The following is a 17,085-nucleotide window of genomic DNA, read 5'->3' as shown; positions in this document are numbered from 1 at the left end:
TATTTGTAAGCATTTATCCTATTTATTAGTTTATTAATAAACATAGGGCTGCTAGCTCAGGTGGTCAGAGCATCGGATTCTTAACCCGCAGGTCACAGGTTCGAGTCCTGTGCAGCTCACTTGCATGGATTAAGCTAAGAATCTTGTTTATTTCAAGGTATTGACATACTATGAAATAAATGGTATAATTAATTTTGGCAAATTTAAATATTTAAGGGCTCATAGCTCAGCTGGTAGAGCATCGCCCTTTTAAGGCGAGGGTCGTAGGTTCAAGCCCTACTGAGCTCAATTTTTTGTCCTCTTCGTCTAGTGGCCTAGGACTCCAGGTTTTCATCCTGGCAACAGGGGTTCAATTCCCCTAGAGGATGTAAATAGAGAATCTCATGGGGTTCTCTATTTTTTATTATTATATACAATTACTATAAATTGCTACAATTGTATATAATAATGAAAAATATCCTAGCGGTATTAATTTTATTAACAAGTTTTTATACAATATACGCACACAAAAAAGAAATAAAATTCTCGATCAGCCATAACAATCAAAAAAAAATATACTATGATGAAGATAAAATAAATCACATTGTACTAAATCTTCAGATCAATGAAAATGCAAGCATAGAAATCAACACTCAAGACAAAAATTACTCATATAATATTCCAAAAATCATTAATCAAGATAAAATATTAACAATAGAAATCAAGATGAATAATATCAAATCTATCAATCTAAATAACATTATAATAAAAAATTCAAAGAATAAAACAGCAAGATCAAATCCTCAGAAATTTAAAATATTAATCAATCAAAATGAATATTTTATTAAATTTAATCTTAACAACAATATGTTTCCCATCATAGGCTTTAAAGCAAAAGAAATAATATTAAGTCCCATGATCACAAACTTATGTTCAGAAAAAGAATCTCAAAAAATAGTATTATCTAATTTTGTCAAGTACACATCACTAAACAATAAGAATGATGAAATAAAATCTACTAAAAATAACAATATGATTCAAATAAGCGAAATTGGATATATTGACATGAATGCTTACTACGATATAAATAAACCAATAAATTCTGATTTAAAATTCATTTTTAATTATAAAAAAGAAAACTATAGAAGAGATTCATTTGAGCTATTTAAGCTAATAGCAGAACCTGACATATATGTACTCAAATTCAAAAACTTAAACGATCAGTCTTTAATGTTAAAAAGAATTGCATTTTTTATCGAAAAAAAAGGATTTAGAGGAATGTTATTATCAAACAACGAGCTAAAAAATAAAGTAGGATGGAAAGGTCATAATTACAGACTTAAAGATATAATTACATTCTTCAATGTAGCACAAAAATCAAATATCAAACTAAATAAAGAAGAAAAAATTTTAAAAAACTTAATTATAATTAATAAATTAGCACATATTGAAAACAATATAATTAAAATAAAAGACAAATCAAGAAATATTGCATTTGCAACTTATGCAGAAGATGAAACTATGTCAAAAACAGCCCAAATGACAATATTTATGCATGAAATCTTACACATGTATTTCTTTACAGACAATAATTTCAATAAAGCAATCTTTAATTTCTGGAATAAAAATGTCTCATCTAAAGACAAAAAAGCCTGGATCAAATTTTTAGACAATAAAGGTTATGATGTTAAATCTCAATATTTAATAATAAACGAATTCTTCACCTATACCACGCAAATTTCAAAAAAAGATATTGCAAAATATTTGACTAACAGCAAATATTTTTCCAAATTTGGACTAAAGAGATATGAAAAATGGGCTATAACATTAGAAGAATTATTATGGAAATCAAAAGGACTAATAGCCGGGGAACTATTAATCCTTTTTGAAGGCAAAATATGATATATGCTAACAAAACTTCAAATTAATTATCCTTTTCTGGAAGTAAAATAATCTCTGCCCCTTGCTTAAAATCTATTTTCTTAAACAACATATTTATGATGTCTTTACTTAAATTATTTTCAATAAATTTATCACTGAAAGTATCTTTTAAAGCACCATACCAAAGAATTGAACCTAATATCTTTGAAAGCCAATACCCATTAGATTCAGAACGAATATTATTATTTTTAATAATATTTTTCTTAATATAATCAAAATCTTTGTCTACGAAATCTGATTTTTGTTTTTCTAAGATATACTCATTAACAACCTGCAATACACTATCTAAAACCTTAGGTTCAACCGTAAAATACACAGTCATAAAACCATCTGAATTAGAATGTTTTCTAAGCAAATACTCAAAAGAGACTCCTATTGAATAAACACTAGACATCTCCCTTCTAACGGTTTTAACAAGATTTTCAGTTAATAGCGATGCTAAAGCCTCATAATTTAAAATATTCTCAGGTGTATAATTGAACTTAAAAGGATACAAAATGTACACTAGACTACTTGAATCCTCACCCTTTTTTATAACTATTCTATCCGTGCTTTTTTTATAAGAATAATCCAAATCTCTAAACTCATTCAATTTTTTTGAACTTAAATTACCTAAATACTTACTTGAAAGATTTTTTATTGTCTCTAAATCAACATCTCCTACAAAGACAAATTTGAAGTTGTTTGCATAAGTAAACCTTTTTTTATAAAAATCTAAAAGAACATCTTTAGATACATTTTTCAAATCAGATTCTTTAATATCTCTCAAACGATAATCATCATTGTTATAAAATCGCTCAACAGCACTATAAAAAAGATGTTTAGAACTATTTTCTCTACTCTTAATTCTTGCTTGTATATCATCAATGATACTTTGTAAAACAATATCATCTATCTTTGGCTCATTAAAGGTAAAGTATATAAGCCTAAAAAGAGTTTCAAGATCTTTAATATCAGCACTACCATTAATGCTTGTCATTTGATCACCAACTGTTGGTGACAAACTTACAATTTTGTCTGACAAATATTTTTCAATTTGAAGCTGAGAATAATCTCCATACCCTGAACTAGAAACTACTCTTGGGGCCAAAGACAAAACAGGTATAAGCTCAGCATTCTCACTTAACAAACCACCCCAAGAAGATGCACTAAAATTGACTACATTTTGCTTATTCTCATTATGTTTAAAATAAACTTCAACTCCATTTTCCAGAATAAAGGATGAAATTCCATCTAACAATTCTTGCTCATCAATAATATCTTTGCGTTCCAAAGACTTTTTAAAGAATTCCCCTTGAATCGATACATCATCATAAGGTTTAATTTCTCTCTCTAAAGCGAAATTACGCAATTCTTTCATCTCTTCAAAAGTTAAATTGGGATGAGACTTATTAGAATAAGAATAAATAATAGCCATATCATCTATGGATGCTTCATTCCTGACAAAATCTGATATTGTTTTTAAACTAATTTTACTTAGATGATCAATAAAAATATCAAAATACTCATCCATATCAAACATCAAATAACCTTGAGACGCCACATCTACTAAAGTATGCGCAATACTAGATGAATATCGCTTATTGATATTATCCTTGTTTAGTTTAGCAGAACTTATAAGCTTAGATTTGATCTTATCGATTTCCCCCTTTGTAAAACCAAACCTCTTAATTCTCTCAATCTCATAAAAAAATCCTTCAATAGCTTCTTTAAAATGCTCTGGATTAATTTTAAAAGAAATTTCATTAATTAAAATATAATTATTATCTGATTTAAATTGTGAATCAAATTTATCAAAGGACATAAAATAATTTGTTCCAGCAATCTTTAACTCATAAAATCTATTTACAAAAAGCTCGTTTAATAAGGTTTTTTCAACTAATCTTTTAACATCATCAATAGTATTAAAATTATTCTCAATCTTCTTTTTAACAACAAAATTCATACTAGGAAATGGGGTCTCAATATCTTCTATACTTACAAAAGTTTTATCAATAATAGTATCCAAACTTATTTTAACCCTTTCAGGCTCACTTACTGGTTTTTCTAACGATGCAAATCGTTCTCTTACTTTCTTTTCAATTTTCTCAGGGGCAATATCTCCCACAATAATGATGCTAGTAAGATCTGGTCTATACCATTTCTTATAAAATTTCTTAAAGTCTTCTGATTTAAAAGATAAAATTCTCTCTTCAAGTCCAATAGGAAATCTGACTGCATATTTACTATTATTAAAAATAACCCCAAATATTTTTTCAGCTACCCTACCAGCATAATTCTCTCTACGCTTTTTCTCTTCAAGAATAACATTACGCTCTTTATCTATTTCTACTTCATCAAATTTAACTTGGGAAGCCCAGTTCCTTAACACATTCAAAGCCTCATCAATCTCTGACTCATTACCACCATCTGGCAAATCAAGATGATAATAAGTTTTATCAAAACTAGTATAAGCATTAATATCAGCTCCAAATTTCATCCCAAATTTTTTAAGAACTTCCAACATACCCTCACTACCAGGATAATCCGTTGTACCCTTAAAAGCCATATGTTCAAGATAATGCGCCAAACCTCTCTCATTTTCCTCTTCGTTTAAAGAGCCAACATTAAACAAAATCCCCATATGAACAGCCTTACTTGGAAGTTTATTGCCATAAATATAATATTTAAGTCCATTTTTAAGTTGTCCACTTACTAAGTTTTTATCGACCTTTAACTTAGAAGATGAACAAGATAAAAAAAGAAAAACCAAAATTAAAAAGATAAATTTTAATATGCTAATATTGTCAATATGTTCATATTTCATTTTATTTTCCTTGAGTTGATTTTTACGTTATAAATTTTTTTAATTTCTTTAAGAATAGATGAAAATCCAAAATCATACCAATCATTGACACCCTTTAACCTAGCAAGAGGAAACAATTCATAAAATAAAAATAAAAGTTCTCCTTTAGATAACTTTGAAATATCATCAAGGTAAACTCTCTTATTCAATTCCCCAACATAAACAAAAGGTTTCAATTTATCTAAAACAAATTTACTGAAATCAGGATTTACAATACTCATCTCATAAATTTCGATAGTAGTATGCTCATTTGATAAGCTATCATAACTTTTAAAGGATACTGGCTCTAAAATCATAAACTTACCATCTTGAATACCTACATTGCGCCCATCTAAAGTTTTCAAAAACCCATCATTATCATCAAAGTAAACAAAAATGTCTAAAGCTTTCGAGGCCTTTAAGACAAATTTCGAACTATTATAATTTTCTGGGGGTTGTAGAGTATTAATATGTTGAATACCATCCAACTCATTACCACCACTTAAAACCTCAAAACCCATTTCAGACAAAACCTGCTTAGCTAAATCAATATATGTAAAAAGCTCATTCTTTTGAGTTAAATATCTCTCTCGCTCCAATAAGTGGATCACAAATAATAGATCTTTCTTATCAAGACTGCGATAAAAATCAATACTCTCTAAATTAATCCCAAAACTAAAACCATGAACAAAAAAAATCAGAATAGTTATAAAATACCTACCCATATATCTCTCTCATACATATAACTTTACTACTTTAACTCCAAAAAAACAGGACAATGATCACTACCCATGACCTCTCTTAAAATTAAAGCATCTTTTACCTTTGATTTAAAAAATTCATTTACAATAAAATAATCAATTCTCCAGCCTATATTACGCTCTCTTGCCCTTGTTTTATAATCCCACCAGGTATAGTTCCCCGGATCCATGTTAAACATTCTAAATGTATCCACATAACCTCCATTTAAAAAGTTATCCATCCAAGTAGTCTCCTCAATGTAAAAACCAGCAGATTCTCTGCTGGTCTTAGGATTAGCCAAATCAATCTCCGTATGCGCAATATTAAAATCACCACAAATGACAATATTTTTTCCAGAAGTTACAAACATATTTGCAATAGACTCAAGACTCATTAAAAATTCAAGCTTATAAGGAAGTCTTTTTCTTAAAGATTGAGAATTAGGAAAATATGCATTAATAAGAATAAAATCACGATAATGAGCAATAAGACATCTTCCTTCCCTATCAAATATTTCCATATTCATATTTTCTAATTTAATAGGCTTAACCTTTGAATAAAGACCAACCCCGCTATAACCCTTTATTATGGATTTTGAAAAATATGAATAATACCCTTCAATATTAATAAGCTCCTTTGGTAACTGTTCTTTGCAAGCCTTAGTTTCCTGAAGACACAAAACATCCGGACTATATTTCTCAATAAACTCAAGAAAACCTTTACCAAAAATAGCTCTTATTCCATTGACATTCCAAGAAATCAAATTCATAATTATTTACCAATTCAAATCACACATGTATCTGAAGACCATCATAAGCCAAATAAATATTATCTCTCTTTAGATAATCAAATTCTTCATGCATTATATCATGTGAAATATGTGTAAAATAAGCAATCTTAGGATCTATTTTTTTAACCTCAACAATAGCATCATCAAAATTCAAATGTCCAGGATGAGGTTTAAGCCTTAAAGCATCTATTACTAGTACATCCAATCCCTTTAAATAATTGTAAGAAATTTCAGGAATAAATTTAACATCAGTAAGATATGCTAGATTGTTTATTCTATATCCTAAACTAATTATATCCCCATGTAATAAAGGAATGGGCATTATCTTTATTCCTCTAAAAAAAATTTGCTGTAAATCCACCGCCAAATTAGGAATAATATTTGCTTTCCCACTTATAGACACTTTTGATGAAAAATTATGCGGAAAAGCATTTCTAATATGTTGCATTGTACTCTCTCGCGCATAAATAGACAAAGGAGCACCTCTTGTATAAAATTTAATATCATCAAGACCCATAATATGATCATAATGCTCATGAGTATACAATACCAAATCTAACTTAACGATATTTTCTCTTAAAAGCTGTTCTCTGATATCAGGACCTGTATCAATTAACAAGTTCATTCCATATAAATTGATTAAAAATGAACTCCTCAGCCTCTTGTTTTTACCAAAGTTTAAACTGCATACCCTACAATCGCAACTCAACATAGGAACACCACTTGAAGAACCGGTTCCTAAAAAGATTCCCAACATGTACCACTATTGCCTCTTAAAGAATCTAATTATACCACACTAAAACCAAACAATAAAAGAAAATAATATATCAAACAAGAAATAATAAACAAAAAAGACAAAATTGAAACCATTTACAGTTAAAATTCTAAGGCATTGTATCACAAACCATTCAGAAAAAGAAATTATAAACTATGTCAAGTATAATTAATTATAACTCCAATTTTATATTTTCAAATAAAAATTTAAAAAGTTATAATCAATACTTAAAGTTAAACAAAATAAATACCAACTCACTAACTTATTGAGTTATAAATTATATTATATCATTATAATCTACTTTATAACTCAATAAATTATTTTGTAAATAGAGTTTTTATGCTTATAATTATTTAAGGAAAAATTATTTTTTATGCATGAACAATCTTATGAAACAATATTTTTAATAAGCTTTAGTATATTTTTAATAATAAATTTCTTCAATTTTAAAAGAGAATTTTCTTACGAAGATTATTTCATAATTTTCCCAGGAATATTTTTTATAATTACTCTATATCTCATAGAGGTTAGACCATTAATGTTCTATACAGGGTCCATATTTTTATTTTTCTTAATAACAACTACCATGAAAACCATAAAAACAATAATTCTTAGAAGACAAACAAAAAAGAAAGATAATAAACTTAGAAGAATTATTTTTACTATTCCATTTAAAATAATGATAGTACTACCATCAATAATGGTAGTACTAATTGCAACAATATTTTCATACCTTGGATTCTTTACAGACTACCAAAAAGATGTCAATTCCACCTACAAAATAGGATTTACAAAAGTTAAAGATCACAAGAATAATTTAAATCTATCAGTTTGGTATCCAATCAGTCTTACCCTAGGCTTTAAAAGCCAAAATCCTTTTTTTTATTACGATTTTAATCCATTTTTCATAAATGAAATGAACTATCTGCCAAAATATGAAAATGTATATAAAGATGCCCCAATTAGTGACAATCAAAAACTATATGATAGTATCTTAGTTATACTTCCCTTTTATTCTCATGATTCAATGTTTAAATCATTTGTAAACAGATTAGTTAAAAAAGGAAACATTGTATATCTATATGCTCCACAATACAGACATATAAATACTCATAATTTTATTAAAAATAAAAATGCAGGATTGTTAGCTCACATTTCTAACACAACTATTAAGTATTTAATAGAGCCTATTAAAATTTTCAGCGACAGAAAAGACAAAATATCTGAAGTTACAGAGATTCAAAATATTCTTGAACTTATTAAATCAACTCAAAAATTAAAATTTCTAAATCTAAGAACAGATCTAAATCAATTAACTCTAATTACAATGGGAAATCAAGCAAATATTGCAAATGAAATCATTAGTAAAAACAAACAAATAAAAAAATACATAAACATCGGTGGCAAACCTCAAAGCTCAAAAATAAAAGCATTGCAACTACTAATAAAGCAAGATGAAAATGAATGGCAAAAAACAGACATAGATCCATCCTCTATAAAAGTAATCAATATGAATCATATTGGTGAAATTTCTGATTTCATCTTTAGTAGAAATTATTTAGAAAGTTTCAATTTCTTTAAAGACAAAAAATTAATGCTACCAAGATTTGATTTTATAACCAACGAAATCAATCAATTTATTGAGGACAGAGGATCTTAAAAATGCAAAAAAAATTTATACTGTTAACAATATGTTTGACATTACTAACAGTAAAGAGTCACTGCATTGAAGAAATAATTGAAATAAACACTGAAATACAAAAAGAAAAATACATTCCCTTTTTACTAAGTAAAGGAATAAGTCAAGTAGAAAATCTTGTAAAATACACATTGAAAATGAATCCTTACCTTGAAGCGGAATATGTTAAAACAATTGCACAAACTTATATAGATGAGGCCATAATTGAAGGAATAAATTATGATATTGCCTATGCTCAAATGCTACTTGAAACGGGAATTTTAAAATTCAATGGTATCGTCTCTAAAGAGCAACACAACTTCTCAGGTATAGGAGCTACTGACAACTTTACAAAGGGAAGTTCTTTTTCTAATATTAAAGAAGGAATAAGAGCTCATATTCAACATTTAAAAGCTTATGCTTCAAGACAAAACATAAAATCCAATATGGTTGATCCTAGATTTTATCTAGTGCAAAGAGGATCTGCTCCAACAATATACGATCTTACGGGAAAATGGGCCAAAGATAAGTTTTATGACAAAAAGTTAAAGAAAATATTGCTTGGACTATTAGAATCTGATAATGCAAAAAAATAAGGATACTATATTAGACATATTAGAATGGATATACAATAAATACAATAAACGCGAATTTGTTCATCCAGATCCACTAGAATTTTTATACAAATATACAGAAAAAGAAGACATCGAACTGGCAGGTCTTATTAGCTCATCACTCGCACTAGGAAGAGTTGAGAGAATATTAACAGCAATTGAGTCTGTTTTAAAACCACTTGGAAATAAACCTTCAGAAACACTTAAAACACTTAAAAAAGAAGAATTAAACATAATATACAAAGATTTTACTTATAGATTTTTCAAAACAGAAGATATTGTAAGACTATTAATGTCCTTTAAGAAAGTAAAAGAAAAATACTTAACAATTGAAAATTTACTTCATAACATTTACAAAAAAAATAAAAATTTCATATCAAGCCTAGACGACCTAATAACACAAATGGAAAACATCAATGGACACTCATTTGGCATAATACTTCCAAAACCTTCAAGAGGAAGTGCCTGTAAAAGACTATTTCTATTCTTAAGATGGATGATAAGAAAAGATGATGTTGACTTAGGAATTTGGAATAAATTTAGCCCATCAAATTTAATAGTTCCAATGGATACTCACATGACAAATATCTCATCGAAACTATTTAATCTCAAAAACAAAAAAAATGTAAGTATTAAAAGAGCAATAGAAGTAACAAAATATTTTGCAAAAGAGAATAAAGATGATCCTGTCAAATATGATTTTTCTTTAACCCGGTTTGGAATAAACAGAGAATTTAATAAAGAAGAACTATTTACAAATATTTTCAAACTTTAAATACTAGGCATTAAAATATTAATACTGCAAAAACTTATGAAAATTTCAGAAAATTTAAATAAGAGCAAACATTTTAATTGCAAGTAAATGTTATTCAACAATTACTCAAGGAGGTTTTACCTAAAGAAAAAATGAAAACAAATTAAGTGATAATAAAATATAAAAGTCAAAACACAAAAGCATCTCTAAATTTATTTAACAAAAAAACTTAAATTTATCTTACGGTACAATAGTATTTAATAATTACAGCACAAAAATTTTTATCAAGAAAAACATATAAAAAAACATTAATAAACAACTTTAAAAGCATTGCCCAAAATCCTAATGCCTTCAAGGGTTAAATACAAATTTGATACAAAATCTAAACTTATTAAAGGTAAAACCAAATAAGAATTGCCACCTGTAATTATCAATTTAAATTTCCTATCATAGTTACGCATAAGATCATGATAAACACCTTCTATTAAATATTTATACTGATAAATCACACCACTATTTACACTATCAACAGTTGATAAGCCTAGCAATTTCTTTGGTACTGCAAGATCAAAATCAGTTAAAAGATATGCATTCTCAATTAATGCATTCAAACTTGTGAAAGGCCCACCATTAATAAGGCCACCAAGTATGCCTTCCTTTCTGCTAATCGCAAAAATAGTACACGCTGTTCCAAGATCTACTACTAAAGCATCATTAATATCATAATACTCAATAGCTCCAACAAGATTTGCAAAAACATCCGACCCTAATACAAATCGATTGGTATTATAAAGATCAAAACTTAAGTCATAATTTAAATCAAATCTAATGAATAAAGGATTCACCTTATAAAGAGCAACAATTACATTAATGAGTACTTTATCAATAACTGGCACAACACTACTTACAAAAACTTGATCAACCTTGCAGTCAAATTTAAATTTAAGAAACTCATAAAGCTCCTTAAAACTCAAATCACGTTTTGTGCTAAGTTTACAAAATATCTGCATTTTATCCAGTCCATATAACGCAAAAGATATACTGGTGTTTCCAATATCAATGATTAACTGAACTGCAGCAACAAGTTTACTCATCAATATCCTTAAGTACCTTTATATCATCAAATCTTAAGAGAATTTTCATATCATCTGGCTTCTTAGGTGTTATTTTTAAAACCAATATCTTATTATCAGAATAATATCTCCATCCATCAGAATATATGTAAAACCGAGGATCTGTAAACCAATTAATATTCCTAAACTTAACCAAGGTAGGATTTGAAATACCTTTAAAAAAGAAATACCCAGGAGAATTTAAATTACGATTAAAATCAATAGAATAAAACGCATTAGAAAAATTAAAATTTACAATCTTTGACGCACCATATATCCAATGTCCAATCCCAAGATTTGGAAACAAACTAAATTTCGGAATATAATCATTATCAACAATATCAGCATAATAATTTTCATAAGGAATCTTCTCGATATCAGGTTTAAGTAAAGAATAATAAATAGCATTAAAAGCAAATTCCAAAATTAAATCATCACCTAATTGGAAAGCAAGTCTTTTAAGTAAGCCGGCAATCTTAAGTGTATATTCAAAATCCCAAGACAAGTCATCCTTATTATCAGAAACATACGCTTCTCCATGACTAGTTACAGAAAATAAAGTAGATACAAATTTAGTTAACTCTTCCCTAAGTCTCCCAAGCACAAAACTATCATTATCAAATTGCAAGAATATAATATAATTAGAAAGAACATTATAAGCCTGGGTTAAACTAAATCCAGAAGCCAATATTACTTCCGGTTTCCTTAAAATATCTAATGCACCATTTAAAATGGAAATATTTTCAGATAAAAAAATTTTCTCCAAAAGATATGCATCTTCTTTCAAATATCTTAAAAGCTTATCCGACTCAAGCGAATTAATAAAAGTTTTATTTACAGATAAATATCGAAAAAATTTACCAAGTCTTTCTGCATTAACATAATAACTTGCACTTAAATATGTTAAATGATCTTCATTAAGGTCAATTAAAGACTTAAGATTTAAAAAAGTAGCTTCATAATTAGGTCTTCTCAAAGACTCAGCTAAAAGATAAATAAATATATCCTCATCAAAAGAATATACATTACCTCTACGCCATCCACCCTTTTCAACACTAAAGTTTGACTTATGACTCCATGCATCATAGGCTTTATTTCTAAATTCAAGCAATGCTGAGTCAAACAAACTTTTATCTACCTTTTTAATTAATGAATAAACAACCGGTGAATTTATATCTAGAGGAATATCCCTAGAAGATTCTCTAGAGATCAATTCATCTGAGGTCTGAGATTCTTCAACCAAATTTCCGATCTGAAAAACTTCCTGAGGACTAACTGAAATTTCTCTCTCATTCATTTGACTATGTTTTCCCAAAGCAACCTCAAAATGACCATCTGCACCCTTAATAATAATATTTTCATCAAATAAAACTTTATAATCACTCTCAATTTCATAACTAATTAGTAGTTTTTTAGAAAGATTTGAACTAACATTAAAATTATCATTTGAATCAAATGAAAATAGTAAGAAAATATTATTTTCAAAATAAACATGAATGGCATTATCCTGCACTTTATAAGAAATGGGATAAAGATGAAGCCCATTTGCAGGAATAATAATCGGTTTGGTTTTAGATAAATTTATCTTAATACCCCTTATACTAAGGGTAAGACTATCTAAAACATACTGACTATCTTCAACTTTATTATTAATTAATAATTTTAAATCCTTTAATAAAAATACATTTAAACTTAAATCTCTAAACTGAATAAAAACAATCAAAAATAAAAATAGAATACCAATTAACAAGTAAAAAAAACTTAAACCGCAATATTTATTCATATCATTAAATATTAATAATAAAGAATTAAAATATCAACATCAGTTGTATAAAAGCAAAAAACTTAATAAACTTAATAGAAGTATGTACAGTCAATATAAATAGGAGTAAAAAAATAAATGAAGATTCCAAAAAACTATATCCCAGGAACAAATCCATATAAATCTCTTCCTAAGAAACCTATTATTGAATCAAAAAAATTATCAAAAAAACAAGAACAAATAAACGCAGAAATAATGAATTCACAAGAAAGAATACTAAAACTATACATGAGAAGATTACAAAAAAAAGATCAAATAATTCTTCAAAACTTCATCATGGAAGGACACAAAGTTGGCTCTAAGATTTTTAACAACTTGTCAAGAATTTTAAAAGAAATAATAACTATAATGAATATAGAATCTCTAAAAGTACTACTTAGAAATACAAAAAATCCTATAAAAAAACTTTATATCAAGTTTTCAACTTGGACACTAAACAAACTATTAAAATCTATTAACAGCTCAAACATAACACAAGATAAACAAACATCTAAAAAAAATGTAAAAAAATAAGAAACTAAAAACAAATAATCCAACTTTCTTGAATAACTAATAAAAATTTTTAAAGGCAGTTTTTCACATACATAAAAGCTCAAGCTATTAAATTCAAAAGTCACAAAACTTTAAAAACTTACCCATTAATTAAGAATAAATTCCAAAATAGAAAAATCATCTCTAAACGCATTATATCTTGATAAATTTAACATCTTCTTATAAAGACGCACTAAAATAAAATCATCTAAATCATATGTATTGTCTTTCAATATCTTATAAAAATCATCAATAGCCATTATTACATCTTGCTCATTTTCAACCTCATAAACACCATCACTAAAAAGTAAAAGGTGTGAGAATTTACTCAATATACATTCATTCTCCTCACAAGAATACATCTCTTTAATCCCAAGGATTGCTCCTCTTGTTTGAAGATAGACATTATCCTTAGCATTTAAAACAACAGCAGGCGGTGCTCCTGCTGATGCAAACCTTAGATGTCTTGTTTTTACATTTAAAACACCATACCATAATGTAATAAACATATCACTTTTAAACTTAACAAAATACCTGTTAACATATCTTAAAACTTCAGAAGGACTTATATCATTATTATTCATGATATAAGAATTAATAACACTTGAAACACTAAGAGATAAAAGTGCAGAACCTATCCCGTGACCTGAAATATCTATCAAATAAATTATTAGATTATCATCATTAACAAAATAATAATTAAAAAAATCTCCTCCGATTCTTTTTGATGGAACAAAAATCCAATTAGAATTAAAAAATTCGTTTTGCATCTTCTTGGGCAATAAATTCTCAATATAATTTCCAGCTTCTATTAGTTCACTCTCAAAATATTTTCTACCACGAAGTACAAGATCTAAATATTTTTGTCCCTGCTCTATAATCTTTTTCTTTTCAATAAAACTACTTATCCTAATACCCAGTACCAAAAAATCTAAACTTTTCAAAAAATAATCATCAACTTGCTCTTCAATAAAAATCTGAATAATATCTTTTTCACTTATTTGAGAAATAACAATAACAGGAATCATCTCATAAAGACTATTATTTTTAATATTCTTAAGCAAGTTTAAAATCAACTGTATATCTTCATCCGAACTTAAATCAAGAATAATTAAATCATAAAAATCATTACAGAGTAACTGATTGAACAAGTCAACAGCATCTGCAGATACAACAATATAGTCTCTTAAAATCAAATAATCTGTAAGTCTTTTACTATAAATACTATCACATGAAAAAATCAATATCTTATGTCCATCTTTATTTAAAGCTTGTCTACTTGCAAGAGAAGAAGAGAGAAACACATTTTCAAGCTCAATTTCTATATAAGATATTATCGACGAGATCTTATAAGCAATTGCCTTAAAAAAAGCAATACCAGCATCTCTAATCCCACTATAATGCATAGAATTGTCTATTAATTCCAAAGATAAATACAAATAAGAAACCAAATCACATTTCATGCTTCTAATCAGAAATTTACCTAAGCTTAAGTCTTGAGAACCTTCAAACTCTCCTTGAAATTTATTAACAATCTCTAAAGTTAACTCAAGACAATTTGTAATATCATCATAAAAATATCTAGGGGTTTCTTTATAAAGTTCATAAGAATAAGTATTGATAAGCAAGAAAATATCTTCTAATTTTAAACTAAATTCATTTAATATACTAATAACATTATTACTATTCATCCTCAGTCAACGCAACTTTTGAAATAGGAAGTAAAATATCATCACCAAAAGCTTTCCTAGAAACTTTAACTATCATAGAACCTTGCCTTCTTTTATACTCACTACTAGAATAAAGATCTAACACCTTTGCAACCACTTCTTTTCCAAAAGATCCATAAAGCAACTCCAAAGGTTCATTTTCAAGCAAATATCGACTTAATATCTCATCAAGAATTTCATATTTGGGAAGAGAATCACTGTCTTTTTGATCAGGTCTCAACTCAGCAGAAGGTTCTTTTGAAAGAATATTAACAGAAATCACTGATCTACCTTCTCTTAAATTAATATATTTTGCAAGATTATAAACATCTCGTTTAAATAAATCGCCAATCAAAGCAATTCCACCACAAGAATCACCATAAAGAGTGCAATAACCAACAGCAATTTCACTTTTATTTCCAGTATTTAAAAGCAAAGACTTGTTTGCATTACTATAAGACATTAAAAAAAGCCCCCTAAGCCTAGCTTGCAGATTTTCTTCAGTAACACCCTTTGTATTAAAATACCCATTAAAAAACTCTAAAACAAATTGAAACATGCCCTCAATAGGCATATCAATCAATTTAAATCCCAATCCCCTAGCAAGTTCCTTTGCATCAAAAACAGATCCCTTTGATGAAAACCTACTAGGCATAGAAATACCAACAACTCTATGAGCCCCTAAAGCAACACATGCAATATAAGCAACAACAGCAGAATCAATTCCTCCAGAAACACCTAAATGAACTTTATCAAAACCAGAAAGATCAACATATTCTCTTAAACTACTTATCAATGCCTCAATAAGTTTATCAAAAATTTTAGACTCACAGTCAAGTTCTAAATCATGAAATCCTTCATTAAATAAAATATCGTCTTCAAATTTCTTAGCCTGTTTTATTTTTCCGTACTCATTAATAAAAAAACTCAGACCATCAAATACAGTAGAGCCATAAACACCGCATAAATTGGCATAAACAACTTCCAAATTATTTCTCATAGCTACTTCTTTGAAAAATTTAAGCCTTAAGTTATTCTTCTCGCCAGTAAAATAAGACTTTGATGGAACTAAAAGATAGTCAGCTTTACTGAAAGACACATTAAATTTGTCCTCAAGTCCTTGAAACAAAAGATCATCGTCCAAATTCAAGACAGCAATACTTTGACCCTTATAATTAAATAAGAACGGCTTATTGACTTCTCTAGTTGTCAAAACAAACTGATGATCATTTACCACTGATACGCAATCTAATAATTTGCCCTCATAAAAACTATAATGTCCAAATACAACACAAAGTCTATCATCAACCTGATCTTTTATAAAATCAAGGCCATCAAGAATTTTTTTCAAATATTCTGCTCTATGAAACAAATTCTCATACTCAATGCCCCCAACAAAAATAAAAGGAAACACTAAAATATCAACTTTATTTTGAAGAGCATACTCATAATTTTTCTTAAACACACCCAAAATATGCTTAAACTTAAAAACTCTACATTTTGTCTGCGCTATACATATTTTCACAAAGTAAATAATAAGCAATAACAGAAAAAATTACAAGAAAATGCTGAACCACACTTAACAGTTTTTTAATCTCATCATTTGTTCCAGGCTCCTAAAAACTAAACTGATTACAAAAAAATCCCAATATTAAAAAACCCCCGCTTATATATACTGTAAAGCACTTCCAAATCCTGATATTGCTCTATTATAAGCACAGTAACTTGCTACATTAACTATAAGTAATATCTTAAGAATGTAATCCGAGAGAGAAATTTAAAAACCTGATGAAAGCTTTACTCCAAAACCACACA

The 17,085-nt window shown here is 27.7% G+C and carries 13 protein-coding genes and 3 tRNA genes; 8 read left to right on the top strand and 8 right to left on the bottom strand.

Annotated features, from left to right (window positions below; genetic code table 11):
- Positions 1-45: 45 nt before the first annotated feature.
- The 4 genes from bvRMA01_RS02705 to bvRMA01_RS02690 all read left to right on the top strand — a co-directional run bounded on the left by bvRMA01_RS02705 (position 46) and on the right by bvRMA01_RS02690 (position 1,881).
- Positions 46-119: transfer RNA gene (locus bvRMA01_RS02705), tRNA-Lys, on the top strand.
- Between the two features lie 96 nt (positions 120-215).
- Positions 216-288 (top strand) — tRNA-Lys (locus bvRMA01_RS02700).
- Between the two features lie 7 nt (positions 289-295).
- Positions 296-368: transfer RNA gene (locus bvRMA01_RS02695), tRNA-Glu, on the top strand.
- Between the two features lie 79 nt (positions 369-447).
- Positions 448-1,881 (top strand): hypothetical protein, encoded by a 1,434-nt coding sequence (locus tag bvRMA01_RS02690; protein WP_247031995.1) that lies wholly within the window; start codon positions 448-450, stop codon positions 1,879-1,881.
- Between the two features lie 22 nt (positions 1,882-1,903).
- On the opposite strand, the gene bvRMA01_RS02685 is transcribed toward bvRMA01_RS02690, so the two are convergent.
- From bvRMA01_RS02685 to bvRMA01_RS02670, 4 genes are read right to left on the bottom strand one after another with little or no spacing between them, the layout of a single operon-like run.
- Positions 1,904-4,726 (bottom strand): M16 family metallopeptidase, encoded by a 2,823-nt coding sequence (locus tag bvRMA01_RS02685; protein ID WP_247031993.1) that lies wholly within the window; start codon positions 4,724-4,726, stop codon positions 1,904-1,906.
- Positions 4,723-5,469, bottom strand: a complete 747-nt coding sequence (locus bvRMA01_RS02680) for a hypothetical protein (RefSeq protein ID WP_247031991.1) — start codon at positions 5,467-5,469, stop codon at positions 4,723-4,725. The genes bvRMA01_RS02685 and bvRMA01_RS02680 overlap by 4 nt, the downstream gene beginning before the upstream one ends.
- 26 nt (positions 5,470-5,495) lie before the next feature.
- Positions 5,496-6,254 carry an exodeoxyribonuclease III gene (xth, locus tag bvRMA01_RS02675; protein WP_247031989.1) on the bottom strand — a complete coding sequence of 253 codons (759 nt, stop codon included), beginning with the start codon at positions 6,252-6,254 and terminating at the stop codon, positions 5,496-5,498.
- 19 nt (positions 6,255-6,273) lie between these two features.
- Positions 6,274-7,032 carry an MBL fold metallo-hydrolase gene (locus bvRMA01_RS02670; protein WP_247031987.1) on the bottom strand — a complete coding sequence of 253 codons (759 nt, stop codon included), beginning with the start codon at positions 7,030-7,032 and terminating at the stop codon, positions 6,274-6,276.
- A 391-nt stretch (positions 7,033-7,423) separates the two neighbouring features.
- Here bvRMA01_RS02670 and bvRMA01_RS02665 point away from each other — a divergent pair, with 391 nt between their 5' ends.
- The 3 genes from bvRMA01_RS02665 to bvRMA01_RS02655 are packed head-to-tail and all read left to right on the top strand — an operon-like array spanning position 7,424 to position 10,117.
- On the top strand, positions 7,424-8,710 hold the full coding sequence (locus bvRMA01_RS02665) for a hypothetical protein (RefSeq protein ID WP_247031985.1): 1,287 nt from the start codon (positions 7,424-7,426) through the stop codon (positions 8,708-8,710).
- Between the two features lie 2 nt (positions 8,711-8,712).
- Positions 8,713-9,324 carry a glucosaminidase domain-containing protein gene (locus bvRMA01_RS02660; RefSeq protein ID WP_247031983.1) on the top strand — a complete coding sequence of 204 codons (612 nt, stop codon included), beginning with the start codon at positions 8,713-8,715 and terminating at the stop codon, positions 9,322-9,324.
- Entirely contained in the window at positions 9,311-10,117 is an 807-nt protein-coding gene (locus bvRMA01_RS02655; RefSeq protein WP_247031981.1) for a TIGR02757 family protein, read from the top strand. Before bvRMA01_RS02660 ends, bvRMA01_RS02655 begins: the two co-directional genes overlap by 14 nt.
- Before the next feature lie 287 nt (positions 10,118-10,404).
- Here the strand turns inward: bvRMA01_RS02655 and bvRMA01_RS02650 are convergent, their stop codons facing one another.
- Together bvRMA01_RS02650 and bvRMA01_RS02645 are read right to left on the bottom strand one after the other, a co-directional pair.
- Entirely contained in the window at positions 10,405-11,190 is a 786-nt protein-coding gene (locus tag bvRMA01_RS02650; protein ID WP_247031979.1) for a type III pantothenate kinase, read from the bottom strand.
- Positions 11,183-12,991 carry a hypothetical protein gene (locus tag bvRMA01_RS02645; protein WP_247031977.1) on the bottom strand — a complete coding sequence of 603 codons (1,809 nt, stop codon included), beginning with the start codon at positions 12,989-12,991 and terminating at the stop codon, positions 11,183-11,185. The genes bvRMA01_RS02650 and bvRMA01_RS02645 overlap by 8 nt, the downstream gene beginning before the upstream one ends.
- 117 nt (positions 12,992-13,108) lie before the next feature.
- Here bvRMA01_RS02645 and bvRMA01_RS02640 point away from each other — a divergent pair, with 117 nt between their 5' ends.
- Positions 13,109-13,543, top strand: a complete 435-nt coding sequence (locus bvRMA01_RS02640) for a hypothetical protein (protein ID WP_011772467.1) — start codon at positions 13,109-13,111, stop codon at positions 13,541-13,543.
- Between the two features lie 125 nt (positions 13,544-13,668).
- On the opposite strand, the gene bvRMA01_RS02635 is transcribed toward bvRMA01_RS02640, so the two are convergent.
- Both bvRMA01_RS02635 and nadE read right to left on the bottom strand, forming a co-directional pair.
- Complete coding sequence (locus bvRMA01_RS02635; protein WP_247031975.1) at positions 13,669-15,252, bottom strand: PP2C family protein-serine/threonine phosphatase; 1,584 nt, start codon at positions 15,250-15,252, stop codon at positions 13,669-13,671.
- Entirely contained in the window at positions 15,245-16,795 is a 1,551-nt protein-coding gene (gene nadE, locus bvRMA01_RS02630) for an NAD(+) synthase (protein ID WP_247031973.1), read from the bottom strand. Before nadE ends, bvRMA01_RS02635 begins: the two co-directional genes overlap by 8 nt.
- Positions 16,796-17,085 lie beyond the last annotated feature (290 nt).

It is taken from the genome of Borrelia venezuelensis (assembly GCF_023035835.1).
Lineage (GTDB): Bacteria > Spirochaetota > Spirochaetia > Borreliales > Borreliaceae > Borrelia > Borrelia turicatae.
The sequence above is the reverse complement of the archived record's forward strand: the minus strand, read 5'-3'. Positions and strand labels throughout refer to the sequence as shown.

Coding starts and splice junctions, on each gene's coding strand:
- bvRMA01_RS02690 (WP_247031995.1), top strand. CDS start 448: ATGAAAAATATCCTAGCGGTATTAATTTTATTAACAAGTTTTTATACA.
- bvRMA01_RS02685 (WP_247031993.1), bottom strand. CDS start 4,726: ATGAAATATGAACATATTGACAATATTAGCATATTAAAATTTATCTTT.
- bvRMA01_RS02680 (WP_247031991.1), bottom strand. CDS start 5,469: ATGGGTAGGTATTTTATAACTATTCTGATTTTTTTTGTTCATGGTTTT.
- xth (WP_247031989.1), bottom strand. CDS start 6,254: ATGAATTTGATTTCTTGGAATGTCAATGGAATAAGAGCTATTTTTGGT.
- bvRMA01_RS02670 (WP_247031987.1), bottom strand. CDS start 7,032: ATGTTGGGAATCTTTTTAGGAACCGGTTCTTCAAGTGGTGTTCCTATG.
- bvRMA01_RS02665 (WP_247031985.1), top strand. CDS start 7,424: ATGCATGAACAATCTTATGAAACAATATTTTTAATAAGCTTTAGTATA.
- bvRMA01_RS02660 (WP_247031983.1), top strand. CDS start 8,713: ATGCAAAAAAAATTTATACTGTTAACAATATGTTTGACATTACTAACA.
- bvRMA01_RS02655 (WP_247031981.1), top strand. CDS start 9,311: ATGCAAAAAAATAAGGATACTATATTAGACATATTAGAATGGATATAC.
- bvRMA01_RS02650 (WP_247031979.1), bottom strand. CDS start 11,190: ATGAGTAAACTTGTTGCTGCAGTTCAGTTAATCATTGATATTGGAAAC.
- bvRMA01_RS02645 (WP_247031977.1), bottom strand. CDS start 12,991: ATGAATAAATATTGCGGTTTAAGTTTTTTTTACTTGTTAATTGGTATT.
- bvRMA01_RS02640 (WP_011772467.1), top strand. CDS start 13,109: ATGAAGATTCCAAAAAACTATATCCCAGGAACAAATCCATATAAATCT.
- bvRMA01_RS02635 (WP_247031975.1), bottom strand. CDS start 15,252: ATGAATAGTAATAATGTTATTAGTATATTAAATGAATTTAGTTTAAAA.